The organism is Pseudomonas fluorescens (genome assembly GCF_001708445.1).
Classification (GTDB): Bacteria; Pseudomonadota; Gammaproteobacteria; order Pseudomonadales; family Pseudomonadaceae; genus Aquipseudomonas; species Aquipseudomonas gorinensis.
Map to the genome: position 1 here is coordinate 841,194 of NZ_CP015637.1, position 15,929 is coordinate 857,122.

17 protein-coding genes are annotated in these 15,929 nt (G+C 62.2%); 11 read left to right on the forward strand and 6 right to left on the reverse strand.

Features of this window, described 5'->3' with window-relative positions; translation table 11 throughout:
• Positions 1–13: 13 nt before the first annotated feature.
• Genes A7317_RS03610 through A7317_RS03650 form a run of 9 tightly spaced genes read left to right on the forward strand, consistent with a single transcriptional unit; the run spans position 14 to position 7,726 of the window.
• A complete protein-coding gene (locus tag A7317_RS03610) occupies positions 14–943 on the forward strand; it encodes a MerR family transcriptional regulator (RefSeq protein WP_041161093.1) in 930 nt (309 codons plus the stop codon).
• Entirely contained in the window at positions 944–2,389 is a 1,446-nt protein-coding gene (gene phrB / locus A7317_RS03615) for a deoxyribodipyrimidine photo-lyase (protein ID WP_024073312.1), read from the forward strand.
• Positions 2,382–2,807 carry a nuclear transport factor 2 family protein gene (locus A7317_RS03620; protein WP_024073311.1) on the forward strand — a complete coding sequence of 142 codons (426 nt, stop codon included), beginning with the start codon at positions 2,382–2,384 and terminating at the stop codon, positions 2,805–2,807. Before phrB ends, A7317_RS03620 begins: the two co-directional genes overlap by 8 nt.
• Positions 2,804–3,586: an SDR family NAD(P)-dependent oxidoreductase gene (locus A7317_RS03625; protein ID WP_069075213.1), complete on the forward strand. Its 783-nt coding sequence runs from the start codon at positions 2,804–2,806 to the stop codon at positions 3,584–3,586. Before A7317_RS03620 ends, A7317_RS03625 begins: the two co-directional genes overlap by 4 nt.
• Positions 3,583–4,830, forward strand: a complete 1,248-nt coding sequence (locus A7317_RS03630) for an NAD(P)/FAD-dependent oxidoreductase (protein ID WP_069075214.1) — start codon at positions 3,583–3,585, stop codon at positions 4,828–4,830. Before A7317_RS03625 ends, A7317_RS03630 begins: the two co-directional genes overlap by 4 nt.
• Complete coding sequence (locus tag A7317_RS03635) at positions 4,827–5,636, forward strand: DUF1365 domain-containing protein (RefSeq protein ID WP_069075215.1); 810 nt, start codon at positions 4,827–4,829, stop codon at positions 5,634–5,636. Before A7317_RS03630 ends, A7317_RS03635 begins: the two co-directional genes overlap by 4 nt.
• Entirely contained in the window at positions 5,623–6,894 is a 1,272-nt protein-coding gene (locus A7317_RS03640) for an SAM-dependent methyltransferase (protein ID WP_024073307.1), read from the forward strand. Before A7317_RS03635 ends, A7317_RS03640 begins: the two co-directional genes overlap by 14 nt.
• Positions 6,887–7,366 carry a DUF2878 domain-containing protein gene (locus A7317_RS03645; protein ID WP_024073306.1) on the forward strand — a complete coding sequence of 160 codons (480 nt, stop codon included), beginning with the start codon at positions 6,887–6,889 and terminating at the stop codon, positions 7,364–7,366. Before A7317_RS03640 ends, A7317_RS03645 begins: the two co-directional genes overlap by 8 nt.
• Before the next feature lie 54 nt (positions 7,367–7,420).
• Positions 7,421–7,726, forward strand: coding sequence for a YkgJ family cysteine cluster protein (locus tag A7317_RS03650; RefSeq protein WP_024073305.1), 306 nt, complete (start codon positions 7,421–7,423; stop codon positions 7,724–7,726).
• A gap of 247 nt (positions 7,727–7,973) precedes the next feature.
• Here A7317_RS03650 and A7317_RS03655 read toward each other — a convergent pair whose 3' ends face one another.
• The 6 genes from A7317_RS03655 to hemA all read right to left on the reverse strand — a co-directional run bounded on the left by A7317_RS03655 (position 7,974) and on the right by hemA (position 13,339).
• Positions 7,974–8,492, reverse strand: a complete 519-nt coding sequence (locus A7317_RS03655) for an acyloxyacyl hydrolase (RefSeq protein WP_024073304.1) — start codon at positions 8,490–8,492, stop codon at positions 7,974–7,976.
• Between the two features lie 111 nt (positions 8,493–8,603).
• Positions 8,604–9,398: a glutamate racemase gene (gene murI, locus A7317_RS03660; RefSeq protein ID WP_069075216.1), complete on the reverse strand. Its 795-nt coding sequence runs from the start codon at positions 9,396–9,398 to the stop codon at positions 8,604–8,606.
• Positions 9,391–10,146: a molybdopterin-synthase adenylyltransferase MoeB gene (locus tag A7317_RS03665; protein ID WP_024073302.1), complete on the reverse strand. Its 756-nt coding sequence runs from the start codon at positions 10,144–10,146 to the stop codon at positions 9,391–9,393. Before A7317_RS03665 ends, murI begins: the two co-directional genes overlap by 8 nt.
• Entirely contained in the window at positions 10,140–10,970 is an 831-nt protein-coding gene (prmC, locus tag A7317_RS03670) for a peptide chain release factor N(5)-glutamine methyltransferase (protein WP_069075217.1), read from the reverse strand. The genes A7317_RS03665 and prmC overlap by 7 nt, the downstream gene beginning before the upstream one ends.
• The gene (gene prfA / locus A7317_RS03675) at positions 10,971–12,053 is read right to left on the reverse strand and encodes a peptide chain release factor 1 (RefSeq protein ID WP_024073300.1); all 1,083 of its coding nucleotides are present in this window, start codon (positions 12,051–12,053) and stop codon (positions 10,971–10,973) included. It abuts the gene before it with no gap.
• Positions 12,050–13,339 (reverse strand): glutamyl-tRNA reductase, encoded by a 1,290-nt coding sequence (gene hemA / locus A7317_RS03680; protein ID WP_024073299.1) that lies wholly within the window; start codon positions 13,337–13,339, stop codon positions 12,050–12,052. Before hemA ends, prfA begins: the two co-directional genes overlap by 4 nt.
• A gap of 228 nt (positions 13,340–13,567) precedes the next feature.
• On the opposite strand from hemA, the gene A7317_RS03685 reads away from it, so the two are divergent.
• Together A7317_RS03685 and lolB are read left to right on the forward strand one after the other, a co-directional pair.
• Positions 13,568–15,292, forward strand: coding sequence for a tetratricopeptide repeat protein (locus A7317_RS03685; RefSeq protein WP_024073298.1), 1,725 nt, complete (start codon positions 13,568–13,570; stop codon positions 15,290–15,292).
• A 4-nt stretch (positions 15,293–15,296) separates the two neighbouring features.
• Complete coding sequence (gene lolB / locus A7317_RS03690; protein WP_024073297.1) at positions 15,297–15,914, forward strand: lipoprotein insertase outer membrane protein LolB; 618 nt, start codon at positions 15,297–15,299, stop codon at positions 15,912–15,914.
• Positions 15,915–15,929: the final 15 nt, after the last annotated feature.

Here is a 15,929-nt window from a genome sequence, read left to right on the forward strand (position 1 = left end):
CATGAACAGTGTCATCAAAGCCGTCCTGCTCGACGAACCTGGCGAAGATATCGCCCAAGCCCTGGAGAACGGTTGGCTGCCGATCCGCGAAGTGGCGCGCCAGACCGGCGTCAACGCCGTCACCCTGCGCGCCTGGGAACGCCGTTACGGCCTGATCGTGCCGCAACGCACGCCCAAGGGGCACCGGTTGTTCAGCGCCGAGCATGTCCAACGCATCCACACGATCCTTACCTGGCTCAACCGTGGCGTGCCCGTCAGCCAGGTGAAAACCCTGATCGACTCAGCCCAGGTCAGCCCCGAGGCGGTCGAAAACGAATGGCATTCCCTGCGCCAGAACCTGGTGAAGGCCATCAGCGAACTGGCCGAACGCCGCGTAGACGACGCCTTTAACCAGGCCATGGCGCTGTACCCGCCGCGCACCCTGTGCGAGCAATTGCTGCTACCGCTGCTCAATGAACTGGAACAACGCTGGCAGGGCCAGTTTGGCGCGCAGATGGAGCGGGTGTTTTTCCTGTCCTGGCTGCGCAGCAAGTTTGGCGCGCGCATCTATCACAACAACCGCCAGTTGCATGGCGCGCCACTGCTGCTGATCAACCATTCCGACCTGCCCCTGGAACCGCATGTGTGGCTCAGCGCCTGGCTGGCCAGCAGCGCCGACTGCCCGGTGGAGGTGTTCGACTGGCCCCTGCCCGCCGGCGAACTGTCCTTGGCGGTGGAACACCTGCAACCGCGTGCCGTGTTGCTCTATTCGAGCAAAGCCCTCCACTGGTCGGCATTCGAAAAACTTTTGGCCGGCGTCAGTTGCCCAAAACTGATCGTCGGACCCACGGTATGCATCCACCAAACGGAGCTGGCCGTATTAATCGGCGACACCCCGGAATTGTTCGTGGCCGAAGACCCATTGTCGGCCCACCAGCGTCTGATCCAGCGTGGACTTCTTTAAATGCATTTGACCTGGCTGCGCACCGACTTGCGCCTGCACGACAACACCGCCCTGGCCGCCGCGAGCCAGCGGGGCCCGGTGGCCGCCGTGTACCTGATCACCCCGCAGCAATGGCTGGCCCACGATGACGCGCCCTGCAAAGTCGACTTCTGGCTGCGCAACCTGCAGCACTTGAGCCAGGCGCTGGGTGCGCTGAACATTCCGTTGCTGATCCGCCACGCCGAGACCTGGGACCAGGCGCCTGCCGTGCTGAGCCAACTGTGCCGGGAATTGTCGGTGACGTCGGTGCACGTCAACGAGGAATACGGCATCCATGAAAGCCGTCGCGACGCGGCCGTCGCCCAGGCCCTGGACGCCGATGGCGTGGCCTTCCACAGCTACCTGGACCAACTGCTTTTCCAACCGGGCAGCGTACTGACCAAGACTGGCACCTACTTCCAGGTGTTCAGCCAGTTCCGCAAGGTGTGCTACAGCCGCCTGCACACTGCTTTACCCCGGTTAGTGGCGACGCCCAAGGCCCAAGCCGCACTCAAGCTCAAGAGCGACCCGGTCCCTCACCAGGTCGAAGGGTTCGAACCACCGAGCGAGACACTGCGCGCGCTATGGCCCGCCGGCGAAGACGAGGCCCGCCGCCGCCTCGACGCCTTCGCCGACCAGCAGATCAGCGACTACAAGGATGAGCGTGACTTCCCGGCCAAACCCGGCACCAGCCAGCTCTCCGCGTACCTCGCGGCCGGCGTGGTGTCGCCGCGCCAATGCCTGCACGCCGCGCTGCAAACCAACCAGGGCGAATTCGAAAGCGGCGACATCGGCGCGATCACGTGGATCAATGAATTGCTCTGGCGGGAGTTCTACAAACACATTCTGGTGGGCTACCCCCGGGTGTCGCGCCACCGCGCTTTCCGCCCCGAAACCGAAGCGCTGGCCTGGCGCGATGCGCCCCAGGATCTCGCCGCCTGGCAGCAAGCGCGTACCGGCCTGCCGATCATCGATGCCGCCATGCGCCAACTGCTGGAGACCGGCTGGATGCATAACCGCCTGCGCATGGTGGTGGCGATGTTCTTGACCAAGAACCTGCTGATCGACTGGCGCGAAGGTGAGCGCTTCTTCATGCGTCACCTGATCGACGGCGACCTGGCGGCCAACAACGGCGGCTGGCAGTGGAGTTCGTCCACCGGTACCGATTCGGCACCCTACTTCCGGATTTTCAGCCCGCTGAGCCAGTCGGAAAAATTCGACAGCGAAGGCGTCTTTATCAAGCACTGGCTACCGCAGCTGGCGGCGCTGAATAAAAAGGAAGTGCACAACCCCGCAGCCGTCGGCGGCTTGTTCGGCGTGGCCGATTACCCCCGCGCCATCGTCGACCTCAAGCAATCGCGCGAACGCGCCTTGGCGGCTTTCCGCAGCCTGCCATCGCGCCAGGCAGTCGGAGCCGAGCATGAGTGACTTCCTGCGCCGTTTCGCCCAGGCCTTTGCCACGCTGGACAAGCACAACCTGCAGTTGCTCGACAGCCTGTACAGCAAGGACATCGCCTTCACTGACCCGCTGCACGACGTGCAAGGGCTGCCGGCGCTGCACCGTTACTTTGCCGAGCTGTACGGCAATATCAGCCAACTGCGCTTTGACTTCCAGGGCGTCGACGAGGTGGCCGACGGTGAAGGCTACCTGCGCTGGAAAATGAGTTTTTGCCACCCGCGCCTGGCCGATGGCAAGGTGATCCGGGTGGAAGGCTGCTCGCACCTAATGTGGCGCGAGAACAAGGTGTACCGCCATCGTGACTATTTCGATGCGGGCGCGCTGCTTTATGAACACTTGCCGATTATCGGCCGTGTGGTCCGTTGGCTGAAAAGGAGAATGGGATGAGCCTTACACCGCCCCGTCGATATTGGCTGACCGGCGCCAGCAGTGGCATCGGCGCTTCCCTCGCCGTGGAGTTGCTCAACAGCGGCGCCCACGTGGCACTCAGCTCGCGCTCCAAGGGGCCGCTGGAGGCCCTGGCCCAGCGCTTTCCCGGCCAGGTGCTGATCGTGGCGGGCGACCTGACCAACAGTCAGACCGTGCGTGAAATCGGTGAACGCATCAGCGCGACCTGGGGCTCGCTGGACACGGTGATCCTCAATGCCGGCACCTGCGAATACGTGGACGCACAGCAGTTCGACTCGTCGATTGTCGAGCATGTGGTGCGCACCAACCTGCTCGCCAGCAGCTACTGCATCGAAGCCGCACTGCCCCTGCTGCGCGCCGGGCGCACGCCGCACCTGGTGGGCGTCGCCAGTGCCGTGACCTACCTGCCAATGCCCCGCGCCGAAGCCTACGGGGCGTCCAAGGCCGGCCTGCGTTACCTGTTCGAATCCCTGCGCGTCAGCCTGTCACCGGAAAATATCGACGTCACCGTGATCAGCCCTGGGTTTGTCGACACGCCGCTGACCGCGCGCAACGACTTTCCGATGCCCCTGAGCTGGTCGGCGGACAAGGCCGCGCGGCATATCTTTGCCAAACTGGACAAGCGCCCCCTGGAAATCGCCTTCCCGGCGCTGTTCATCGCCACGCTCTGGCCGCTGTCGAAACTGCCAGATCGCGCGCAACTGATCATCGGTAAACGCATGCTGCGCAGCCCTCCGCCGAAAAAGGACGAGCTGTGAAAATCGCCATTATCGGCAGCGGTATCGCCGGGCTGACCAGCGCCTACCTGCTCAGCCGTCGCCACGACATCACGCTGTTCGAAGCGGGCGATCGCATCGGCGGGCATACCCACACGGTCAACGTCACCGTCGAGGGCAAACGTTATGCTGTGGACACGGGTTTTATCGTGTTCAACGACTGGACCTACCCCAACTTCATCCGTCTGCTGGGGCAGATCGGCGTGACATTCAAACCCACCGAGATGAGTTTTTCGGTGTGCGACCAGAGCGCGAATTTCGAGTACAACGGCAACAACCTCAACAGCCTGTTTGCCCAGCGACGCAATATCCTGTCGCCGGGGTTCTGGGGCATGTTGCGCGATATCCTGCGCTTCAATCGCCAAGCACCGCTGGACCTGCAAGCACAACGCATCAACGCCGACATGACCTTGGGCGACTACCTCACCGCCGGCGGCTACGGCCCGCGGTTTATCCAGCATTACATCGTGCCGATGGGCGCGGCGATCTGGTCGATGTCCCTGGCCGACATGCTCGGATTCCCTTTGCAGTTCTTCGTAAGGTTCTTCAAGAACCACGGCTTGTTGTCAGTGAACAACCGCCCGCAATGGTGTGTGATCGAGGGCGGTTCAAGCCGCTATATCGAACCGCTGACGCAAAGCTTTCGTGAACAGATCCGCCTCGATTGCCCGGTGCGCCGGGTGGAACGTAACGCAGAGGGCGCGATCATCCACAGCGCCGCCGGTACCGAAGCCTTCGACAAGGTGGTGTTCGCCTGCCACAGCGACCAGGCGCTGGCGCTGCTCGGTGATCCCAGCCAGGCCGAGCAGCAAATCCTCGGCGCCCTGCCCTACGCCGACAACGACGTGGTACTGCACACCGACACCCGCTTGCTGCCCGATCGCGAATTGGCCTGGGCCAGCTGGAACTACCGGCTGACCGGCAACGCGCAGACCCAGGCGGCCGTCACCTATGACATGAACATCCTGCAAGGCATCGACAGCACCACCACGTTTTGCGTCAGCCTCAACCAGACGCCGATGATCAACCCACTGAAGATCCTCGCCCGCTACACCTACGCTCACCCGCAATACAGCCTGGCAGCGGTGGCCGCCCAAGCGCGCTGGGAAGAATTGAACGGCGCGCAGCACACCTATTATTGCGGCGCCTACTGGGCCAATGGTTTCCATGAAGACGGCGTGGTCAGCGCATTGCGCGTGGGCAAGGCGTTTGGAGAAACCCTGTGAACAGTGCCCTGTACAGCGGCTGGATCGCCCATCGCCGGTTCGCGCCCAAGGCCCACGCCTTTCGCTACCGCATCGGCCTGCTGTACCTGGACCTGAGCGAAGAAGACGAAGTGCTTGGGCTTTCGCCCCTGGCCGGCACGCGTCGCCTGGCGCCCTTCGGCTTTCGCCAGCAGGATTACCTGCGTGAATTCACACGCCACGGCATGAGCTTGAGCGATGCCGTGCGCCAGGAAGTCGGCAAGGCCCTGGGGCGTGCCCCCCAGGGAGCTATCTGCCTGCTGACCCAGGCCCGCAGTTGGGGTCTGGCTTTTAATCCGGTGAGTTTCTTCTACTGCTTCGAAGCCGACGGACAATTGGCGGCGATCCTGTGTGAAGTGACCAACACCCCATGGCGCGAGCGCTATCACTATGTGCTCCCGGCCCAGGCCCTCGCCGCCGGCGAGCACCAGCATTTCGCCGTAGCCAAGGCGTTTCATGTCTCGCCGTTCCTGCCGCGCAACCTGGAATACCGCATGAGCTTCAGCCCACCCGCCGCCAGGCTTGGCGTGCACATGGCCGATTGGCAGGGCTCGCAAAAAATCTTCGACGCGACCTTGAGCCTGCAAAGAGAGGCACTGAGTCGCACCAGCCTGCACCGTTACCTGTGGCGTTTTCCGTGGATGACCGCGAAGACCTGCCTGGCCATCTACTGGCAGGCCCTGCGCCTGTTACTCAAGCGCATACCGATTTTTTCCCATCAGGCCGCCGACGGCGCCTCTCGCACAGCAGTCGGTTATACCAAGGATCGCCGCCATGAAATCCCCTAGCTTATCGGTCAAATCCAGCCGCCTGAACATCAACGGCCTGACCAGTGCGCTGTTGCGCAAGGGCGTGCTGCGCCAGCTCAGTCAATTGCGCCATGGCCAACTGGTGATCATCGAGGACGGCGAACGCCAGGTCTTCGGCGCACGGGAAGCGCACCTGCTCGGGGAAATCCAGATCCTCGACTCGGCGGTATGGGGCCTGGTGGCGGCCAACGGTTCCATCGGCGCGGGCGAGGCGTTTATCCATGGCTACTGGAGCAGCCCAGACCTGACCGCCGTGGTACGCGTGATGGTCAGCAACCTGGAAGTACTCGATGCACTGGAAGGTGGCCTGGCCAAGTTGGCGCGGCCGTTCACCCAAGGTGTGCACTGGCTCAACCGCAATACGCGCAAAGGCTCGCAGAAAAACATCGCCGCCCACTATGACCTGGGCAACGACCTGTTCGAAGAGTTCCTCGACCCGACCATGATGTATTCGGCGGCGCAGTTCCTCACGGCCGATGACACCCTGGAACAGGCGCAACTGAACAAGCTTGCGCGCATCTGCCAGAAACTGGCGCTCAAGCCCAGCGATCATCTGCTGGAAATCGGCACCGGTTGGGGCAGCATGGCCTTGTATGCCGCACAGCATTACGGCTGCAAGGTCACCACCACGACCTTGTCCAAGGAGCAATTCGCCTACACCGAAAAACGCATCCAGGCCCTGGGCTTGCAGGACCAGGTGACGCTGTTGCTGCAGGACTACCGCGACCTGACCGGCCAATACGACAAGCTGGTGTCCATCGAAATGATCGAAGCGGTGGGCCATCGCTTCCTGCCGACCTACTTCAAGCAATGCGCGCACCTGCTCAAGAGTGACGGCCTGATGTTGCTGCAAGCCATCACCATTCGCGAACAGCGTTTCGAGCAGGCCAAGAACAGCGTCGACTTTATCCAGCGCTATATCTTCCCCGGCGGCGCCCTGCCCAGCGTGCAAAACATGCTGCATATCGTCAGCCGCAACACCGATATGAACCTGCTGCACATGGAAGATTTCGGCCTGCATTACGCGCGAACCCTGCGCCTGTGGCATGAGAACTTTCGCCGCGCCCATGGCCGCCTGACAGAATTGGGCTACGACGAATACTTCCTGCGCTTGTGGGAATTCTATCTGTGCTACTGCGAAGGCGGCTTTATGGAGCGCACCATCGGCACCGCACAGTTACTGCTGGCCAAGCCCTCGGCCATCACGCCCCCCCTGCTCGGGCGGTTCAGTGCTTAAAACCGTCGCCAACGCCGCGCTGTTCCAGTGCGGCTGGCTTGCCTGCGTACTCGGCGGCGACAGCCCCTGGCTGCTGGTGGGGGTGGCGGTGCTGGCAGTCCACCTGCTGTGGATAAGTTCGTGGGCCGAGGATGCTGCGCTGATCATCCGCGTGACGCTGGTGGGTACGGTGCTGGATACGCTGCTGCGCAACCTCGGCGTTTTTCAGTTCAACGAGCCGGGGCCGCTGATTCCGTTGTGGTTGATCCTGCTGTGGGCGACGCTGGCAACCACCTTGCGCCATTGCCTGGCCTGGAGCGCCCGGCCCTGGTGGCGTGCAGCTGTGCTGGGAGCCTTCGGCGGGCCATTCTCGTATTACGCAGGGAGCCAATTGGCGGGCGTGCAGTTTGGCTACGCATTGTGGCCAACCATGGCGGGGCTGGCGCTGCTTTGGGCGGCGGTGTTCGTCGGCTTGCACCGGCTGGCACGCTGACGTCTGTCAGCCCTTTCACACCTGTGTCACCCACTTGCCTTACACTGCGCGCCTATGACCAACATCCCGCATACCCAAATCGCCGAACCCACCGTGACGTGCTCAACGTGCGCGGCCTGCTGCTGTCAGCTGGAGGTCATGCTGATCACCGACACCGGCGTACCGCAGCGCTATATCGATACCGATGACTGGGGCGGCGAGGTGATGCTGCGCCTGGATGATGGCTGGTGCGCGGCGCTGGATCGCGACACGATGATGTGCACGATTTACGAGCGTCGGCCGCTGATTTGCCGGGAGTTCGAGATGGGTGCGCCGGAGTGCCTGGTCGAGCGTGAAGGGATTACGACGGCGTATCGCTGATCCCAAGCCGAAGAAACGCTCAATATGGGAGGGGGCTTCCCCTAATGCCTGCCAGTTAAGCGTACATCGCCCTCTGTAGGAGCTTGCTCGCGAAGAACGTCAACGATAACGCGTGTGTCCTGAATGAACGCAGCGCCTGTGAGTTTTTCGCGAGCAAGAACTAGGCGTCCCCCTCGCTCCTACAAAAAAGCCTTAACGGACTGGCATCAGGGCTTGCCCCTCCCACAGGTTTTGCAGGGTTCTGAAATTACAGCGGCATCGTGTAGTGCAGCGAGTAGCTTTCTACGCCGTCGTTGTGGTTGCTGATCCCGGCGTTGGAATAGTGAGTGGCACGAATGCCCACCTCATGCCCGCCGGTAAAGCGCAAACCAAAGCCCAGACGGTCTTCGAACTGGAAGGCCTGGCCAATGTTGTTGTCTTCCAGGCGTGTGCGGGAGAATACCGCCACCCCGATCCCGGCCTCGACGTAGGGTTTTACCGACTGCCCGGCGAATTCATACACAAACACTGGCGAGAACGACAGGCTGCTCGCACCTGCACGCTCATCACCTTCCCAGTAGGTATAAGCGCCGCTCCAGTAGCCGGTCAGGCGACCCACATCGCTCTGCATCCAGCTCTTGTCCCAATTCGACGTCAGCCCCAATCGATAGGTCAGCGTCGAATCACTGGTGGCCCCCAGGCCAAACTCAAGGCCGGCGGCCTGCGCCGAAAAAGAGTGTCCCACCACAACGGCCGCAATCGCAGCCAAACAGAACAAGCGCTTCATAAGAAACATCCTTTCCGAACGAAGTTATAGGGTTTTGTACAGACTAACGGGCAATAGAAGCTGACGCGTAGCCAGAAGTTCAGCTTCTAATCGCGATTTTTAACGAAATTTTCACGAACCGAAGCTTCGCACAACTCCAGGATGTTTCCAAAGTGTCGGTAGGATATTTCTGAGGTGATACACATCACCACTGGTCCAGAACTGTGCCGGCTGCGCCGGATCAGTGGCCAGCAGGTCGCGCTCGCCGAGCAGGCGCTTGAGTTGGCGCGCGACGGCAGCACCGGTGTCGATGAGGATGATGCTCGCGGGAAGCATCTGCGCCAGGAGCGGCTTGAGGAAGGGGTAATGGGTGCAGCCCAGGATGATGGTGTCACAGCCGGCACTGAGCAGCGGGTCGATGTAGACCTGCAACAGCTGACGCAGGGCCGGGCTGCTCAAGTCACCGCTTTCAATCAGTTCCACCAGGCCCGGGCAAGGCTGGGTGATCACCCGCACATCGGTGGCGAACCGGTCGAGCAAGGCCGCGAACTTGGCGCTTTGCAGGGTACCGGTCGTGGCCAGCACGCCGACCACCCCACTGCGAGTGGCGGCAGCGGCGGGTTTGACGGCGGGCTCCATGCCCACCAGCGGCCAGTCGGGGTAATCCAGGCGTAAATCGGCGACAGCGGCAACGGTGGCGGTATTGCAGGCAATCACGAACGCCTTGGCGCCCTGCTCACGGAAAAAACCCGCCACTTGCCGGGAACGCTCAAGAATGAAAGCCGGGCTTTTCTCACCGTAGGGGATGTACCCACAGTCGGCCACGTACAGCAGCGACTCATGGGGCAATAGCTGCTGAATCTCCTCCAGCACCGTCAACCCGCCGATGCCGGAGTCGAACACACCAATTGGCGCGCCCTTAACCATGCTGCGTCCCACAGACGCTGCAACCGGGGTCGCGCTTGACGCGTAACTCACGGAACCGCGTGGTCAAGGCATCGATCAGCAACAGGCGCCCCACCAACGGCTCGCCGAACCCGGCCAGCAGTTTCAAGGCTTCCAGGGCCTGCAGGCTGCCGACCAGGCCCACCAGCGGGCCAACCACGCCGGCCTCGCTGCAGGTCAATTCAGTGTCGCTGCCGTGCCCATATAAACAGTGGTAGCAGGGGCTCTCGGCGCGGCGCGGGTCGAACACCGACAATTGCCCCTCAAGGCGAATCGCCGCCCCGCTGACCAGTGGCTTGCCGGCGGCGACGCACGCAGCGTTGACCGCTTCACGGGTGGAAAAGTTATCGCTGCAATCGAGCACCACATCCACACCCGTCACCGCCGCCGACAGAGAGTCGGCATCCAGCGCAGTGCGATGGGCCAGCAATGTGACTTCAGGGTTGATCGCCGTCAGGCGGCGCATGGCCGAGTCGACCTTGCTCAAGCCAACGCTGTCGGTGTCATGGATGATCTGGCGTTGCAGGTTGGTCAGGTCGACCGTGTCAAAGTCCGCCAGATGCAGTTCACCCACACCGGCAGCGGCCAGGTACAGCGCAACCGGAGCGCCGAGACCACCGAGGCCAACGATAAGCGCGCGGCTGTTTTTCAGACGCAACTGACCGTCGATGTCGACAGCCTGCAACAGAATCTGTCGGCTATAGCGCAACAGCTCCTGATCGCTCAGCATGGACGGCGTCCCAGGCTGATACGTTCGTGGCCACCGAGGTCGACACGACTGTGGACATCCTCAAATCCCTCGCCCAACAACAGGTCACGTACGGCCGGGGCCTGATCGTAGCCGTGTTCGAGCAACAGCCAACCACCCGCCGCCAGGAGGGCCGGGGCTTGGGTGATGATCAGGCGCAGGTCGTCCAGGCCATCATGGCCCGCGACCAAGGCACTGGCGGGCTCGAAGCGCACATCACCCGCGACCAGGTGCGGGTCGTTGTCGGCGATATACGGCGGGTTGCTGATGATCAAGTCGTAGGTATGGCCTTGCAGGGCGCTGAACCAATGGCTGTTCAGTACCGTAGCGTTCGTCAGCTGCAGGCGCTGGCGATTGCGCTCGGCCAGGGCCACCGCTTCGAGCACGCGGTCAACGGCGGTGACGTCCCAGGCTGGGCGCTCGCTGGCCAGGGCCAGGGCGATGGCCCCGCTGCCGGTGCCCAGGTCGAGAACCTTGGCAGGGCTCGCCGGCAGCAGCTCCAGGGCGGCCTCCACCAGCAGCTCGGTCTCCGGGCGCGGGATCAGGGTATGAGGCGCAACCTCCAGGTCGAGTTTCCAGAAGCCTTGCTGGCCGAGGATATAGGCCACCGGTTCACCGGCGCGGCGACGCCGCAGGTAGTCGGCAAAGATCAATGCGTGCTCGCTGCTGACGATCTTCTCCGGCCAGGTATGCAAATAACTGCGCGGCTTACCCAGGGCAGCCGACAGCAACAGTTCCACATCCAGGCGCGCGGTGGGCGAGTCGGGCAGTTCTGCGGCACGCAGGAGGCTGGCAATGATGGTCATTTATTCACCTATGGCCGCCAGCTGGTCGGCCTGGAATTCGGCAAGCAACGGCTCGATCACCGCGTCGACACCACCGGCGAGGATTTCATCCAGCGAGTAAAGCGTGAGGTTGACCCGGTGGTCGGTCACCCGGCCCTGGGCAAAGTTATAGGTGCGGATACGCTCGGAACGGTCCCCCGACCCCACCAGCAACTTGCGCTCGCTGGCAATCGCGTTGGCAGCGGCGCTGGTCTGCTGGTCATTGAGCTTGGCTGACAGCCAGGACATGGCCCGCGCACGGTTCTTGTGCTGGGAACGCTCTTCCTGGCACTCCACCACGATGCCCGACGGCAAGTGGGTGATACGGATCGCCGAGTCGGTCTTGTTCACGTGCTGGCCGCCGGCACCCGACGAGCGGTAGGTGTCGACCCGCAGGTCGGCTGGGTTGATCTCGATGGCTTCCTGTTCGTCCGGCTCTGGCAACACAGCGACGGTGCACGCCGACGTGTGGATACGGCCTTGGGATTCAGTCGCTGGAACCCGCTGCACACGGTGCGCACCGGATTCGAACTTGAGCTTGCCGTAAACGTTGTCGCCTTCGACCCGGGCGATGACTTCTTTATAGCCGCCGTGCTCGCCTTCGTTCTCGGAGAGGATCTCGACGCGCCAGCCGCGACGCTCAGCGTAGCGCGAATACATGCGAAACAGGTCGCCGGAGAAGATCGCCGCTTCGTCACCACCGGTGCCGGCGCGGATTTCCAGGAACACGTTACGCCCGTCGTTAGGGTCCTTGGGCAGCAGCATGCGTTGCAGGTTGCCTTCCAGCTCGGCGAGTTTTTCCTTGGCTTCACGGACTTCTTCCACGGCCATTTCGCGCATGTCCGGGTCGCTGTCCTTGAGCAGCGCCTGGGCGCCTTCGAGGTCGGCCTGCACTTTCAGCAGGTTTTTATAGGTAGCCACAATGGGCTCAACTTCCGCGTATTCCTTGGAATAGGTGCGGAACTTGGTCTGATCGGAGATGACCTCGCCATCGCCGAGCAAGGCGGTCAGTTCTTCGAAACGGTCCTGGAGCACGTCCAGTTTATTGAGCAGTGACGCTTTCATTGCGGTTTTTTATCCGAAGAGCTATCTGACGCGCCCTCACCGAGGGCAAAGAGTTCCTGGGCCATGGCCAGCGCATCGAGGCGGCCTTCGGCAGTCAATTTCTTAAGCTGTACGCTCGGCGCGTGGAGCAGCTTGTTGGTCAAGCCACGGGCCAGTTGCATCAGCACGTCTTCGGCGCTGCTGCCATTGGCCAATAAACGCTGGGCCTTGGTCAATTCTTCATCACGCAGGCGCTCGCCTTGCTGACGATACGCCTTGAGCACATCCACCGCCGCCAGTTCACGCAGGCGCACCATGAAGTCTTCGGCGCCGACGCTGACCATTTCCTCGGCCGCCTGGGCAGCGCCCTGGCGACTCTTGAGGTTTTCGGCAACCACTTCGTGCAGGTCGTCAACGCTGTAGAGGTAAACGTCGTCCAACTCGCCGACTTCGGGTTCGATATCCCGGGGCACGGCGATATCCACCATGAAGATCGGCTTGTGCTTGCGCAGCTTCAACGCGCTCTCGACCGCGCCTTTGCCGAGGATCGGCAATTGGCTGGCGGTGGAGCTGATGACGATATCACTGCGCACCAGCTCGGCCGGGATATCCGACAACAACACGGCATGGGCGCCAAACTGCTCGGCGAGGATGCTCGCGCGCTCCAGGGTGCGGTTGGCGACCACGATACGCTTCACACCCAGGTCGTGCAGATGGCGGGCGACCAGGGTGATGGTCTCGCCGGCGCCAATCAGCAGGGCCTGGCTGCGTTGCAAGTCGCTGAAAATCTGTTTGGCCAGGCTGACGGCGGCAAAGGCCACGGACACCGGGTTTTCACCGATGGCGGTGTCGGTGCGCACCTGCTTGGCGGAATTGAAGGTGGCCTGGAACAGGCGCCCCAGCAACGGCCCCACGGTGCCGGCCTCACGGGCCACGGCGTAGGCGGATTTCATCTGGCCGAGGATCTGCGGCTCGCCCAACACCAGCGAGTCGAGGCCGGAAGCGACGCGCATCATGTGACGAACTGCCGCATCGTCTTCATGCACATACGCGCTGGCGCGCAGGTCATTGAAGTCCAAATGGTGGTAATCGGCCAGCCAACGCAGCACGACATCCGCGCTGAGATGTTCCTGCTCTATATAAAGCTCACTGCGATTGCAGGTCGAAAGGATCGCAGCTTCGCGGCTGTCGGTGAGACGGCAGAGCTGCTGCAACGCCTCAACCAGCTGCTCTGGCGTAAACGCCACGCGCTCGCGCACGTCTACAGAGGCAGTCTTGTGGTTAATACCGAGTGCGAGGAAGGCCATTCAATATCGCTGATGATGTCGGGAAGCCGGCAATTGTCCTACTTCGAAAGATTCAGAACAACCACCGTCGTCTATTGTCCCTATACCTTGTGCCTATAAATACGTCACTGCGGGAGCGAGGCCGCTCCTACAGGGACAGCAATACACGCATTAAGAGCGCCCCGGTTATGTTTGGCCGAAGGCTTGTGTCATGATGATCCGACCGCAGGTTAGTCGTCCTCTTCCTATATGAATAGATCCTCCGCGTTGCTCCTTGCTTTTGTCTTCCTCAGCGGCTGCCAGGCCATGGCACCCGTGTCGCCGGACGGTACACCGCCGGTGGAGGACAGCACCCCCGCCCCTGAAAAGCCCAAGGTTTATTCCTCGTTCAGTGAAGAAACGGTGTACAGCCTGCTGACCGCAGAACTGGCCGGCCAGCGCAATCGTTTCGATATTGCACTGGATAACTACGTGACCCAGGCCATCAACACCCAGGACCCAGGGATCTCCGAGCGCGCGTTTCGCATCGCCGAGTACCTGGGGGCAGACCAGGCGGCGCTGGACACCTCACTGATCTGGGCGAAAAACGCACCGGACGACCTGGAAGCCCAGCGGGCGGCGGCCATTCAATTGGCGCGCGCCGGGCGCTATGACGATTCCATGGTCTATATGGAAAAAGTCTTGCAGGGCAAGGGCGACACCCATTTCGACTTCCTGGCGCTGTCGGCGGCCGACACCGATCAGGACACGCGCAACGGGTTGATGAAGAGTTTCGACCGCCTGCTGCAAAAACACCCGAAGAACAGCCAACTGGTGTTCGGCAAAGCCTTGCTGCTGCAACAGGACGACGAGCCCGAAGCAGCCCTGACACTGCTGGAGAAGAACCCGCCGGAAGACGGCGAGATCGCCCCGATCCTGCTGCGCGCACGTTTGCTGCAGAACCTCAATCGCGGCAAGGAAGCGATTCCGCTGCTGGAAAAAAGCATCAAGAAGTACCCGGAAGACAAACGCCTGCGCCTGACTTACGCGCGCACGCTGGTCGAGCAGGACCGTATGGAGGACGCCAAGGTGCAGTTCGCCAACCTGGTCCAGCAATACCCGGACGACGACGAACTGCGCTATTCCCTGGCACTGGTGTGCCTGGAAGCCAAGGCCTGGGATGAGGCCAAGGGCTACCTGGAAGACCTGATTGCCCGCGAAAGCCATGTGGACTCGGCGCACCTGAACCTGGGCCGCATCGCTGAAGAGCGCAACGACCCGCAGGCCGCCTTGCTCGAATACGCCCAGGTCGGCCCCGGCAACGATTACCTGCCCGCGCAATTGCGCCAGGCCGATATCCTGATGAGCAACGGGCGCGCGGATGAGGCGGAAAAACGCCTCGCGGCTGCCCGCGAGGCCGAACCGGACTACGCGATCCAGCTGTACCTGATCCAGGCCGAGACACTGTCGGCCAACAATCAGGGCGAGCGCGCCTGGAAGGTGTTGCAACAAGCCTTGCTGCAATACCCGGACGACCTGAACCTGCTGTACACGCGCGCCATGCAGGCGGAAAAACGCGATGACCTGGCGCAGATGGAAAAAGACCTGCGCCTGATCATCAAGCGCGACCCGGACAACGCCATGGCCCTGAACGCCCTGGGCTACACCTTGTCCGACCGCACCACACGCTACGCCGAAGCCAAGGTGCTGATCGAACAAGCCCACAAGCTGAACCCGGAAGACCCGGCCGTGCTCGACAGCCTGGGCTGGGTGAACTACCGCCTGGGAAACCTGGACGAAGCCGAGCGCCTGCTGCGCCAGGCACTGGAACGCTTCCCCGACCAGGAAGTCGCCGCACACCTGGGTGAAGTGCTGTGGGCCAATGGCAAGCAGCGCGAAGCTCGACAAATCTGGGCAAAGTTCCTCAAGGAACAACCCGAAAGCGCCATTCTGCGCGGCACCATCAAACGCCTGACCGGATCCGAGACCCTTTAAGCTTATGTTCTTGCGCCACGTTATCGTTTTCAGCTTCATCGCCCTGCTCGCCGGTTGCGCAGGCTTCGGCGCCCGTGAATCCGTTGAGGGCCAGGGCAACCCGGCGCAATGGAAGCAACACAAGGATCAGCTCAGCAGCATCGATGGCTGGCAGATCGAAGGCAAGGTCGGGGTGCGGGCACCGAAAGATTCGGGCAGCGGTACCCTGTTCTGGCTGCAACGCCAGGACTACTACGACATTCGCCTATCCGGCCCGCTGGGGCGTGGCGCGGCCCGCCTGACGGGTCGACCGGGGCAGGTCAGCCTCGAAGTGGCCAACCAGGGCCGTTATGAAGCGACTTCGCCGGAAGATCTGCTGGAACAACAGATCGGTTGGAAGCTGCCCGTCTCGCACTTGGTGTGGTGGGTACGCGGCTTGCCGGCACCTGACAGCAAGAGCCGCCTGAGCCTTGATGGCGACAGCCGCCTGGGCACCCTGGAACAGGATGGCTGGCACGTCGAATATTTGAGCTACGTGCAACAGAACGGCTACTGGCTGCCCGAGCGCATCAAGCTGCACGGCCCCGACCTTGACGTCACGCTGGTGATCAAGGACTGGCAACCGCGCAAACTGGGGCAATAACGTGACAGCACAGAA